This is a genomic window from Sodalis sp. dw_96, assembly GCF_018449575.1.
Lineage (GTDB): Bacteria > Pseudomonadota > Gammaproteobacteria > Enterobacterales > Enterobacteriaceae > Acerihabitans.
The window spans coordinates 69,447-80,416 of record NZ_JAAVUT010000024.1; the positions used below are offsets into that span (position 1 = coordinate 69,447).

A 10,970-nucleotide genomic window follows, 5' to 3' on the forward strand; every position below is an offset into this window, starting at 1 on the left:
TCGAACTGGCTGAAACCTAGGGGGCAAAACTAACCCTGATCCACCCTCTCTGACGTGGCATCTCTCAAATGACATCAATTTAAATAAATTTTAAATAAATAGAGGAGCGAGACATGAGTTTTTTATTGGAAAAAATCGTCGCCCGGGAAATCCTGGATTCACGTGGAAACCCTACGGTGGAAGTGGATGCTTACGCACATTGCGGCACCTTTGCCCGGGCCTCGGTCCCGTCTGGCGCCAGCACCGGCTCGCGGGAAGCCATTGAGCGGCGTGACGGCGATAAAGCCCGCTTTGGCGGCAAAGGGGTGCTGGATGCCGTCGACAGCATCAATGACGAACTTAACGATGCCCTTCGGGGACAGGATGTGCGCAATCAACGCGGCATCGACCGTATGATGTTGGCCATTGATGGAACGGAAAATAAAAGCCGGCTCGGCGCCAACGCCATCCTGGGCGTTTCGCTGGCGGTGGCTCGTCTGGCGGCGACCCAGGTCCAGCAGCCCCTTTATCGTTATCTTGGCGGTATCGGCGCCAACCTGCTGCCGGTCCCCTGCATGAATATCATCAACGGTGGCGTGCATGCTCGTCATCAGGGAGCTGATTTCCAGGAGTTCATGGTGGCTCCGCTGGGGGCGCCGACCTTTCGCGAGGCCGTACGCTGGGGCAGCGAAGTGTACCAAGCCCTGCGACAGATTCTGCTGGATAAAGGGTTGTCCACCGGCGTCGGCGATGAGGGAGGATTCGCCCCGATGGTGGCCTCTAACCGTCAGCCGCTGGACTTCATAGTCCAGGCCATAGAAAAAGCCGGTTACCGACCCGGAGAGGATATCGCCATCTGCGTGGATCCGGCCTCCAGCGAGTTTTATGCCGAGGGTAAATATCAGCTGCGCACCGAAAACAGCACGTTGACTTCCGAAGAGATGACGCATTATTACACCAAACTCATCAACGATTTCCCCATTGTACTGCTGGAAGATGGCCTGGCCGAGGACGACTGGGCGGGCTGGAAAGTGCTGAATAATGCTATCGGCAATAAAATCGAATTAGTCGGCGATGACCTGTTTGTCACCAATGTTAAATATATCCAGCGCGGCATTGATGAGAAACTGGCCAATTCGGCCTTGATCAAGCTAAACCAGATTGGCTCACTGAGCGAGACGTTCGATGCGGTGCAGTTATGCCAGCGCCATGCCTGGGGGGCGTTTATCTCCCATCGCAGCGGCGAAACCACCGACAGTTTTATTGCCGATATGACCGTGGCGCTGCGGGCGGGCCATCTGAAGACCGGCGCACCGTGCCGGGGAGAGCGCATTGAAAAATACAACCAGCTGATGCGTATTGAAGATGAGCTGGGAGATGCGGCGGTCTATGCGGGCAAGAAAGCATTCATAAACCGTTAACCCTCATGGGGCCCAGTGGCCGGTATCCGGTCGCCGGATACCGGAGATATCCAGATGACTCATGACACCATGGCACTGATTGTGGCCACGATCATCGGCATATTGACAACCTACCTGGTGTTTAGCCTCGAGGATATTCTCGCGGGCGGCATGCTTTCCGACACGGTCAATATTTCGCTGGCGTTGTTTATCGGCGGCACCACGCATTTGCTGGCCCGGCATTTTCTTTTGAAAAAAGCCCGGCCGCGCAAGGTTTCGACCCTAGACCGGAAGCCGCCTCATCGCCGATGAAAGGCACGCTATTGTGAACATCAGTCCAGCGGCGGGACAGCGCCTTCCGCCAGCGTCTTTAGCAGGCGCGCGCGGCGGCGTTCGAGATCGGCAATCTGGCGTTCTATTGAGTTTAACCGCTTGCGTTGAACCTCGGTGGTTTCGGGGCAGGAACTCGCGCCTTCAATCATCAGCATGCAGTCGGGGAAAGCGCGGATCTCCGCCAGGGTGAAACCTGTCGCTATCATGCGCTGGATCTGCCTGACCTGTGCAACCGCCGCCCACGGAAACGCCCGGTAGCCGTTACAGGCGCGAACGGACGTGAGTAGGCCGTGTTCATCGTAGTAGCGAATAGAGCGCACGCTTGCACCGGTCTCGCTAGCCAGCCTGCCGATGTTCAATGGAGTTTGGGGGGTGTTTTTGTTCATGTGGAAATGATAGCACTTTTTCTGCTTGACCCTAACACTGACGTGAGGGTTAACACTGCTGGCAACCTCCCAACCGTAGAGTCATGTCCATGCTGAAATTCATGTTTTGCCGTACCCGGTACGCGCTGTTATTTACCGTCTTTTTATTTATCGCCTCACCGTTCGCCCTGGCCGCTACCAAAAGCTATACCACCCTATCGCCTGACGGCGTCACCCTAGCCGTTCAAGAATCGGGAAACCCCAATGGCGCTCCCGTAATTTTTATTCACGGTCTGCTGGGCAGTCATCTGAACTGGGACAAGCAGGTTAACAGCCCTGAGCTTCAGCGGTATCGCCTCATTACTTATGATATGCGGGGCCACGGCCTGTCAGGCAAGCCGACGGATGCTATTGCTTATACCGATGGGAAGCGATGGGCGGACGATCTCGCCTCGGTCATCACGGCGTCCCACGCCCGCAAACCTGTGCTCGTCGGCTGGTCGTTGGGGGGAGTGGTCATTACGAACTATCTGGCCAAGTTCGGCGATAGCCCTATTTCCGGCGCGGTGTATGTGGATGGTGTGATAGAACTCAAGCCTGAGCAAATTGTGTCCCATCCTGAGGTCTATCGAGACCTGAATTCGACTGATTTAAAGACCCACCTGGATGCCGTGCGTGATTTTCTGAGCCTGTGCTTCCATACCCAGCCAGACAGGACCACCTTCGAGCGCCTGCTTGCCAATGCTGCAGCGGCATCTTGGGATATGCAGCGTGCCGTTATGTCCGTAACAGTGGATGCCCCTCAGGGGTTGGGCAAGGCCCGCATACCGCTGTTGTTGATCTACGGTGGCCGCGATGCGCTGGTGAAGGCGAAACCCACCATCGCCCGGGCGGTGCAACTGAACCCGAGAGTACAGGGCAAGCTCTATGCAAATTCGGGCCATGCACCGTTTATTGAAGAGCCGGGGCGGTTTAATCGCGACCTCTCCGCATTTATTGATACGACTTTGTCGCACTGAGCCTTCTGGCCGCTGAGTGCTTTTTTTGATCGAAAGGGTGCCAAATTAGACGATTGACCCTGTCATCAGGGTAAGGGTAACTTTACGCAAATTACGGCCACTTGCCTTTTATCGAAGAAACGGTGCGGTTTAATCGCGATCTTTCGGCTTTTATCATTGCTACCGCGTCTCACGAATGGGAGTTCTTCCGGGTCGGGCGCAGATGTTATGATGAATAATCAGTAGCACTGGACGAGACGCTCGACGCTGGAGGAAGCATGGAAGTCAGATTGGCATCACCGGATGAAGCCGGGCTGTTGTGGGAGATAAGGAATAAGGCTATAAGGCATGGATGCCATGACAGCTATGATGAGGTGACGCTCGCCGCCTGGACGCCAGATACGATGCCCGCGGGCTATCGGAGAGTGGTGGAGAATAATCCTTTTTTATTATTGATGATGCAGACGTTTCAGTGTTCGATTAGGTATATGGGCTGTTTGTCGGCAAGATCATCACTTATTGTATAAATAGCCAGCTATAACCCGCACTATAGCGTAGGATCCTCTTCTGTGACGGTTTACATTACGTGAACTTTAGTCACTCCAAATAATCAATTTAAGGGATGCTAAAGATAATTCAACATAGCCGTGGGTGAAAAAACAATGATTCCCAAGCGTTTAATGTCAGCACGGTTACGGGCAAATCTTACACAAAAAAAGCTGGGTATTCTGGCGGGCCTCGATGAAGCAACGGCTTATTCCCGTATGTCCCATTATGAAAACGGCACCCACTGTCCTTCTTTTGAAATCGTCTGCGCGATTGCGCAAATACTGAATGTACCCGAGGCCTATTTTTATACGGTTGATGATGACCTGGCGGTGGCGGTACTTGAATTGCATCAGCAATTTGAAGCCAGCAAGGCGCAGGGATTGAAGCCAAAGTGATGCTTGTCGTAACCGGCTATTATCCGGCATTTGCCGATGAGTGATTACAGTACAAGCTGGTTGTCGGCATAGGGTTTCTTAAGCTATGTGCTGATACCGCCACTGCGCTTGCCCAGGGGACAACAGCCAGGGTAGGCGCCGGATTTCAACCCCCCGGCAGAACAAAGCGCTGCTGATACTCGCGAATAAAATCGATAAACACCCGTAGCGGCATCGGCACCAGCCGTCTGTCGGGGTAATAAAGATAAGGGCCGGGAAAATCTTTCCACCAGGGTTCCAGTATAGGCTCCAGCGCACCGCGGGCGATGTAGGGACTGAGCCACTCCTCGAACAGCTGGATAATTCCGATTCCCGCCACCGCCGCCTCCACCGCCAATTCCACCGCCGCCCCTATGGTAACGATAAGCGGCCCTGACGGTTTCAACCTGATGACCTCGCCGTTATTTTCAAATTCCCATTCCGGCATGATGCCGCTGGCAAACTTGCCACGAAGGCAAGCGTGGCGCAGCAACTCCCGTGGATGCTCCGGCCTGCCCATGCGGTCAAGATAACCAGGTGCCGCGGCAATGGCGAAACGCTGTCTGCGCGGGCCGATGGGCACGGCAATCATATCCTGTTCCAGATTCTCGTCGTAACGTATGCCCGCGTCGTATCCGGCGCTGAAGATGTCCACCACATTACTTTCCGCCATGATCTCCAACTGAATTTCAGGATATCTGGTCAGAAACGCCGGGATGATACCGGACAATAACAGACGTATCGCACTGACGGGCACATTCAGTCGCAACGTACCGGCAGGGGTATCGCGGAATCCGTTAACGGCATCAAGGGCCGATTCCACATCGTTCATGGCGGGCAGCAGCCGTTCCAATAAAGTCTTTCCGGCCTCCGTCAGGACAACGGTCCGGGTGGTTCGATGGAACAACCGTACGCCCAGCTGCTGCTCGGCGCGCCGGACGGCATCGCTCAGGCGGGATGGATTACTGCTGGTGGCCCGGGCCGCCTCTCTAAAGCCACCCGCTTTGGCGACGGCGATAACCGCATTAAGCAACCCAAGATCAATCTGCATTGTCCAAAATTCCGTACAGCCTGTCTCAATTTAACAGTATAGTCCCATAAGCATTTACCCCATACAATGAGTCTCACATTGGAGAGGAGAGCCACTATGTCTAGCGTCAACACATCAGGCAGTTATCAGCTTGGTCATCGTCAGGTCAAACGTATCGGCTATGGGGCTATGCAGCTGGCGGGGCCGGGAGTATTTGGCCCGCCGAAAGATCCCGCCACCTGTCTGCGCGTCCTGCAGGAAGCGGTTGCCGCCGGCGTGAATCATATCGATACGTCCGATTTCTACGGGCCGCACATCACCAATAAGCTTATCAAAGAAGCGCTGCATCCCTACGCCGACGATCTTTGCATTGTCACCAAGGTGGGCGCACGCCGTGATGAAAAGGGCGCCTGGCTTCCGGCTTTCTCGCCGGCGGAACTCATCAAGGCGGTGGAAGACAATCTGCGTCATCTTGGGCTGGATGTGCTTGATGTCGTCAATCTGCGCAGCATGTATGGTGAGCATCATCCTGAAGACGGTCCCCTTGAAGCCCAGCTGACGGCCTTGGCCGAATTAAAGGAACGTGGTTTGATCCGGCATATCGGCCTGAGTCATGTCACGTCCAAGCAGATTGCCGATGCCCGGGAGATTACGCCTATTGCCTGTGTACAGAATCTCTATAATTTGGCTTTACGTCAGGACGATAGCCTTATCGATGAGCTTGCTGCCCAGGGCATCCCCTTTGTGCCGTTTTTTCCTTTGGGCGGTTTTTCACCCTTGCAATCCGAGGTCCTTAACGACGTCGCGCGCAAATTAGACGCCACACCCATGCAGGTGGCCCTTGCCTGGCTGTTGCAGCGCTCGCCGAATATTTTGCTGATTCCCGGCACGTCATCGCTGACGCATCTGAAAGAAAACCTGGCGGCGGCCGACGTGAGGCTGTCAGAGGAAGATATAAAATTGCTGGAGCAGTAGGACGGACGGCGGCAAGACAGCGCCGTCCGTGTCGGTAAGCGCAGCCTATTTCTGTTCAGGCAGTGCGTAGGCGATAACGTAATCCCCTTCCGGCGTCATCATCCCGTGATGCCCGCCGGCCATGATGATGACGAATTGCCGTCCATTGACCTCATAGGTCATCGGCGTCGCTTGCCCTCCCGCGGGGAGCTGGTCCTTCCACAGCGTTTTACCGGTATGCACATCGATGGCGCGCAGGTAGTCGTCCGTGGTGGCGCCGACAAAGGCCAGACCGCTGGTGGTGGTCAACACGCCGCCATTATTCGGCAATCCTATCTGGAATGGCAACATGGAATGCAGTCCCCATGGACCATTACGTTCGGCGGTGCCCAGCGGGCGGTCCCAGAGGGTTTTGCCAGAGGCAAGGTCAATCCCCTTGATCATGCCGAACGGCGGCTGTTTGCAAATAACGCCGATATTGGAGACCCAACCGGTGTTCACATCCTGACCATAAGGCAAACCAGCCTGCGGACGATTACGTCCCGGAGGCGGATTTTTGTAACGAGGGTCTCCCAGCCAGAACACGTTCATTGCATCGTCAATGGCCCGGGGGACCAACTTGGAGTAGCTGGGAAGGTCATTGTAATTTTCAATAATCAGGCCATTATGCACATCCACCGAAACGCTGCCCCAGTCCGAGCCGCCGTTATTTCCCGGGTATTCAATCCAGGGTTTGTCGGCGCTGGGGGCGGTAAAGATGCCGTGGTAGCTGGCCGCACGGTATTGGATCCGACAGACCAATTGATCAATGGGCGAGATGCCCCACATCATTTTCTCAGTCAGGTCAGGCTTCTGCGTGCGGCTGTAGAGCGAACGTTTTTGCACCGGCGCCCGTTCCGACGGCTCAACGCCGCCCTGGGGCACTTTTTGCTCCTCTACCTGATGAAGGGGCTGTCCCGTACGCCGATCCAGCACCCACAGGTCACCCTGTTTAGTGGTGACGATTAATGCCGGAACGTTGCCTTTATCGGTGGGAAAATCCACCAGGCTGGGCTGTGCCGGCGTGTCGTAATCCCATACATCATTCTTGACGAACTGATAGACCCAGCGCGGTTTGCCGGTGGCGACGTCCAGCGCGGTAATCCCGGAGTCATATTTTCTCTCCTCGTCATTACGGGTGGAGCTGTAATAGTCTCCCGCGGAACTCGCCATCGGCAGATAAACCAGGCCGAGTTTTTCATCCCCCACCGCCGTGGACCACATGTTAGGCGTACCCAGAGAATAGGTATTGCCGGGGGCGGGAACGGTCGTGATATCGGGCTGTTCCATATCCCAGGCGAAGCGCAGTTGACCGGTCACAGCGTCATAACCGCGTACCACACCGGAAGGCGCGGACCTCAGTTGGCCATCCATCACTTGCTGCCCCGCCACCACCACGCCGCGAACGATGGTCGGCGCCGACGTTTCTGAGACAATGCTGGGCGGCCACTTGCCCAGGCCCTGCATCAAATCGACAAAGCCGTGTGAACCAAAATCCTCACAGGCCTGTCCGGTCTGTGCATCCACCGCCACCAGTTTGGCGTCCATGGTGCCGGCAATAATGCGCGTAGAACAGACTTGCCCTGGTTGCGCTTGCGGATTGGCGTAATAAGCCACGCCTCGACAGGCCGAGTTAGGCGCAGAGGATTCGGGCGGGGTTTTGGGATCAAACATCCACTTTTGTTTCCCCGTCGCCGCGTCCACCGCAAACACTTTATGGCGGATAGTACAGCCATATACGGTATCGCCGATTTTAATCGGCGTCAGTTCATTACCGTAGTTTGCCATATGTGGCTCACCCGTCCGGTATACCCAAGCACGTTTTAACCCGCTGACATTACTGGGGGTGATTTGCGATAATGCCGAGAAACGCTGTGCTCCGTAACCGCCGCCATAGGTCGGCCAATCCTGGGATGCGGGCGTGGTGACGTCGTCAAAATAATTGCCCGGCTTGGTAGTGGAGGCCGCGACCGTATAGGGTTTCTGCGCCATGGGCACAGCGATACCCAATCCCACCACGGTCACCACCAATAAGGCGATACCGTAGGGACGATAGCCCTTTTCTCCATTGGCGCGTCGTGCCGGCATCAAAAGCACGGCAAAGATCAAAAACAACAGGGGCAAATCGAGACGCGGCACCAGTGCCCAGCCATTCAGCCCTGATTCCCATAGTGACCAGATAAGGGTAGCGATGAAACTGATTGCATACAGATAGAGACCGGCGCCGCGTCTGAATAACGTTAGTAAGCCAGCAATCACCCATACCAATCCGATGATCAGGTAATAGGAACTGCCATGCAGCCTAATCAGTTTGAAACCGAGCACAGCGAGGATGGCGCCGGCTATGATGAGCAATATCCCTAGTACCACCATGCCAAAATATCGTAGGCGCGAATGTTTTACACTTCCTTCAATAGACGAATTCATGGGTAAACTCAATTTGGATAGAATGCGATGGTGAGTGTTCAGCTGATGTTCACATAAGCGAGCGTTTTCGCAGAGAAGGTCCAGCCAGCTACCGCTATACTTAATATGCATTTAACAATATATGCGAAATAACTTAATAAATGCTTTTTTAATCTAGGGATGGAGGTTTCGGCTGTCAAGTATGTTAAAAATTATTCGATTGAATAACCTCATGTTTTGTAGAGACTATCGCCGCAACAACACGATTTTCCTCAAGTTTAAAGAGAACGTCTATTGTTAAATTATTGTTAGAGGATGTTACATTGCTGAAGTTATGAGTAAGGGGATTAATATATTAGCTGCCGCATTGCTGCTGCGGCGTTGGTCAGTGGTGTCCCAGAGTTGGAAAAGTGGGTTATTGTTGCTGCGTAGACATTTGTGCACGTACAGGTTGCTAAAGAGGCTGTTGGTCTCAATACGATATGTGCCTTAGCGGGTCAGCTTTTATAGTTCAGCGTTCATCAGCCCGTCAAGTTCTGCTGAACTTAAGCCGGTGACCAGAGCGATTGTGGTGCGATCAAGGCCAAGGGCCAGCATATTGTTGGCGATTTCTCTCCCTCGTTCACGACGCCCTTCATGACGTCCCAGCTGTAGGCCTTCTACTAAGCCTTCCTGCCGTCCATTTTTATGTCCTTCCTGTTCCAAGTGCTCAGCAAAGGTCATCATTGTCTCCTTGTAACCAGTCGTATTTTCTTCCGGATGGCGGGAAAAGCCTTCCGGGGCACGGGCATATGCTTCCTGCGCCAGTGAGTGTATCAGGCATGCCATTTGCTCATTACTGAACTGCGACAGCTCCGGCGAGCCCGCAACATCCTTAAGCGCATCGTTGATATCTTCTTCCGTGATATTTTTTTGCACATACCACATCAATCCTGCTTTCCCATGGAGGGTGATTTCGTCATTAGGGATTGTTTTCAGATCTACCATCATAACGATTCGACAGTACAATGCCTGCGCCAATGCCGTATTGATGAAGCAGTCTTGCCAGCGTGCCTTACGCGGATAGGGACTTGAGGGGTCGTGGCAGAACAGCACAGGTATCACCATCGGTACCTTATCAATCATTGCCTTGTTTAATATGGCGGTGCATGGCGACTAAGCTGTAACGCAGGAGACGAAACATTATCATCTCGTCCCGGCTTGATTGGTGTTCAATCAGGAAATAGACATAACCTGCTCCCTCTGAGGTGTTCATACTGTAAAGCCTATCTGAGCACTGGTCGTGCAAGTCCTTTTCGACAAAGGTGCCGGAGCTGATGGTCAGCGTATTGAAGTTGCATGTTTCCCGCACCATTTGCGGCATGTAAATTTGCAAGAAATCCTTGACGACGCTGACATCGTCAAAAAATTTCTTGTATAACGGATCTTGAGGCATAAATAAAGTTTTCATTCGCTTACTATAATGTCGCCAATCTCTACAAAATATAAATGTCTTTTTGATCGGATTTAGCACGGTATAAATTTTCTAGGCGCTTCGCAATTTAATGTCATACTATGGTTCTTCTCGGTTTCTAATTATCATTAATGAATTTCCACAAATAAAATACTACGTTCGGATTATATGAAATGAGTGTGTTTATATGTTGGGATGATTTTTATTATTTTGATGGATTTTTCATCTTTTCACTGATAGAGTATCCAGTATAAATTCGGCAACTTGATTTTATTCCATCAGCGTTTGTTTCTTGTTATTGAGAAAATATGTCAAGCATTTAATTTCTTAGCCGGTTTATAAAAGACGTAATCGTCGTATTAAAGAATTATACCCTAAATAATTCGAGTTGCAGGAAGGCGGCGATGCAGCGAATCCTCAGGAGCCTACTACTGTAGTTGACTGAGGCGAGCGAGGAAAGCCAACACACCCGCAACTTGAAGTATGACGGGTAAAACGCGGCAATAAAAGGTTGCACCCTTCTACCGCCGCTCACCATCAGCAACTAAAAGAGGTAGTTACCATGGCTAAAAAGCATATTAAGTCAGAAGCCCGCTCATCCCAAGCAAAAATTGAAACCCGTTATTATACTGTTGGCTACGTTCCAAATGGCGGCAGGCCCAATACGCGTCCCGCCTTGAATCTGAAAGGACGCTGGCTGCATGAATGTGGTTTTGTCACCGGTCAGCCGGTGACCGTTACGGTAAAAAACGGGCAACTGATCATTGATGCGGAGATACTTGTTTAAGGTAATAAGTTAGCTGGTATTAGATGTGGGTTAGTTCTTGGTTGGCATTGGTGAGTATTTGACGTTTATGCGTTATCGAGAATTAACCCCGGCATGATTTTTCAATAGTTATTGATAGTGGGCCAGCGATATGAGCTCTATATCCTTTGGCTTGAACATGTTGGATCGACGTCTGTCAGTGCTCAGGTCCACTATGGTATATTCAAAGAATACAATAGAAATGCTGAATTTTCGGATGGTGCATTTGGTATAATTCCTCCGATG

11 protein-coding genes and 1 pseudogene are annotated in these 10,970 nt (G+C 52.6%); 7 read left to right on the top strand and 5 right to left on the bottom strand.

The window, feature by feature from the left end:
* Nucleotides 1-113 precede the first annotated feature (113 nt).
* Nucleotides 114-1,400, top strand: a complete 1,287-nt coding sequence (gene eno, locus HB631_RS23470) for a phosphopyruvate hydratase (RefSeq protein WP_213993601.1) — start codon at nucleotides 114-116, stop codon at nucleotides 1,398-1,400.
* 54 nt (nucleotides 1,401-1,454) lie between these two features.
* A complete protein-coding gene (locus HB631_RS23475) occupies nucleotides 1,455-1,691 on the top strand; it encodes a hypothetical protein (RefSeq protein WP_213993602.1) in 237 nt (78 codons plus the stop codon).
* 20 nt (nucleotides 1,692-1,711) lie between these two features.
* Here the strand turns inward: HB631_RS23475 and HB631_RS23480 are convergent, their stop codons facing one another.
* Nucleotides 1,712-2,098: a MerR family transcriptional regulator gene (locus HB631_RS23480; protein ID WP_213993603.1), complete on the bottom strand. Its 387-nt coding sequence runs from the start codon at nucleotides 2,096-2,098 to the stop codon at nucleotides 1,712-1,714.
* 89 nt (nucleotides 2,099-2,187) lie between these two features.
* Between HB631_RS23480 and HB631_RS23485 the strand changes: the two genes are divergently transcribed.
* The 3 genes and pseudogenes from HB631_RS23485 to HB631_RS23490 all read left to right on the top strand — a co-directional run bounded on the left by HB631_RS23485 (nucleotide 2,188) and on the right by HB631_RS23490 (nucleotide 4,019).
* Nucleotides 2,188-3,096 (top strand): alpha/beta hydrolase, encoded by a 909-nt coding sequence (locus HB631_RS23485; protein ID WP_255557238.1) that lies wholly within the window; start codon nucleotides 2,188-2,190, stop codon nucleotides 3,094-3,096.
* Between the two features lie 257 nt (nucleotides 3,097-3,353).
* Nucleotides 3,354-3,530 (top strand): annotated as a pseudogene (locus tag HB631_RS27330) (GNAT family N-acetyltransferase); the annotation flags it as partial.
* A gap of 207 nt (nucleotides 3,531-3,737) precedes the next feature.
* On the top strand, nucleotides 3,738-4,019 hold the full coding sequence (locus HB631_RS23490; protein ID WP_213993604.1) for a helix-turn-helix transcriptional regulator: 282 nt from the start codon (nucleotides 3,738-3,740) through the stop codon (nucleotides 4,017-4,019).
* 145 nt (nucleotides 4,020-4,164) lie between these two features.
* Here the strand turns inward: HB631_RS23490 and HB631_RS23495 are convergent, their stop codons facing one another.
* The gene (locus HB631_RS23495) at nucleotides 4,165-5,088 is read right to left on the bottom strand and encodes a LysR family transcriptional regulator (RefSeq protein WP_213993605.1); all 924 of its coding nucleotides are present in this window, start codon (nucleotides 5,086-5,088) and stop codon (nucleotides 4,165-4,167) included.
* Nucleotides 5,089-5,184: 96 nt separating this feature from the next.
* On the opposite strand from HB631_RS23495, the gene HB631_RS23500 reads away from it, so the two are divergent.
* Nucleotides 5,185-6,042 carry an aldo/keto reductase family oxidoreductase gene (locus HB631_RS23500; RefSeq protein WP_213993606.1) on the top strand — a complete coding sequence of 286 codons (858 nt, stop codon included), beginning with the start codon at nucleotides 5,185-5,187 and terminating at the stop codon, nucleotides 6,040-6,042.
* A gap of 45 nt (nucleotides 6,043-6,087) precedes the next feature.
* Here the strand turns inward: HB631_RS23500 and HB631_RS23505 are convergent, their stop codons facing one another.
* The 3 genes from HB631_RS23505 to HB631_RS23515 all read right to left on the bottom strand — a co-directional run bounded on the left by HB631_RS23505 (nucleotide 6,088) and on the right by HB631_RS23515 (nucleotide 9,916).
* The gene (locus HB631_RS23505) at nucleotides 6,088-8,487 is read right to left on the bottom strand and encodes a membrane-bound PQQ-dependent dehydrogenase, glucose/quinate/shikimate family (RefSeq protein WP_213993607.1); all 2,400 of its coding nucleotides are present in this window, start codon (nucleotides 8,485-8,487) and stop codon (nucleotides 6,088-6,090) included.
* Nucleotides 8,488-8,970: 483 nt separating this feature from the next.
* Nucleotides 8,971-9,591 carry an Rpn family recombination-promoting nuclease/putative transposase gene (locus tag HB631_RS23510; RefSeq protein WP_213993608.1) on the bottom strand — a complete coding sequence of 207 codons (621 nt, stop codon included), beginning with the start codon at nucleotides 9,589-9,591 and terminating at the stop codon, nucleotides 8,971-8,973.
* Entirely contained in the window at nucleotides 9,584-9,916 is a 333-nt protein-coding gene (locus tag HB631_RS23515; RefSeq protein WP_213993609.1) for an Rpn family recombination-promoting nuclease/putative transposase, read from the bottom strand. Before HB631_RS23515 ends, HB631_RS23510 begins: the two co-directional genes overlap by 8 nt.
* 565 nt (nucleotides 9,917-10,481) lie before the next feature.
* On the opposite strand from HB631_RS23515, the gene HB631_RS23520 reads away from it, so the two are divergent.
* Nucleotides 10,482-10,706, top strand: coding sequence for a SymE family type I addiction module toxin (locus tag HB631_RS23520; protein WP_213993610.1), 225 nt, complete (start codon nucleotides 10,482-10,484; stop codon nucleotides 10,704-10,706).
* Nucleotides 10,707-10,970: the final 264 nt, after the last annotated feature.

Bases quoted from the DNA above. Each gene is read 5' to 3' on its own strand.
- HB631_RS23505 (WP_213993607.1), bottom strand. From the start codon at position 8,487: ATGAATTCGTCTATTGAAGGAAGTGTAAAACATTCGCGCCTACGATAT.
- HB631_RS23510 (WP_213993608.1), bottom strand. From the start codon at position 9,591: ATGATTGATAAGGTACCGATGGTGATACCTGTGCTGTTCTGCCACGAC.
- HB631_RS23480 (WP_213993603.1), bottom strand. From the start codon at position 2,098: ATGAACAAAAACACCCCCCAAACTCCATTGAACATCGGCAGGCTGGCT.
- HB631_RS23500 (WP_213993606.1), top strand. From the start codon at position 5,185: ATGTCTAGCGTCAACACATCAGGCAGTTATCAGCTTGGTCATCGTCAG.
- HB631_RS23490 (WP_213993604.1), top strand. From the start codon at position 3,738: ATGATTCCCAAGCGTTTAATGTCAGCACGGTTACGGGCAAATCTTACA.
- HB631_RS23495 (WP_213993605.1), bottom strand. From the start codon at position 5,088: ATGCAGATTGATCTTGGGTTGCTTAATGCGGTTATCGCCGTCGCCAAA.
- HB631_RS23520 (WP_213993610.1), top strand. From the start codon at position 10,482: ATGGCTAAAAAGCATATTAAGTCAGAAGCCCGCTCATCCCAAGCAAAA.
- HB631_RS23475 (WP_213993602.1), top strand. From the start codon at position 1,455: ATGACTCATGACACCATGGCACTGATTGTGGCCACGATCATCGGCATA.
- HB631_RS23485 (WP_255557238.1), top strand. From the start codon at position 2,188: ATGCTGAAATTCATGTTTTGCCGTACCCGGTACGCGCTGTTATTTACC.
- eno (WP_213993601.1), top strand. From the start codon at position 114: ATGAGTTTTTTATTGGAAAAAATCGTCGCCCGGGAAATCCTGGATTCA.
- HB631_RS23515 (WP_213993609.1), bottom strand. From the start codon at position 9,916: ATGAAAACTTTATTTATGCCTCAAGATCCGTTATACAAGAAATTTTTT.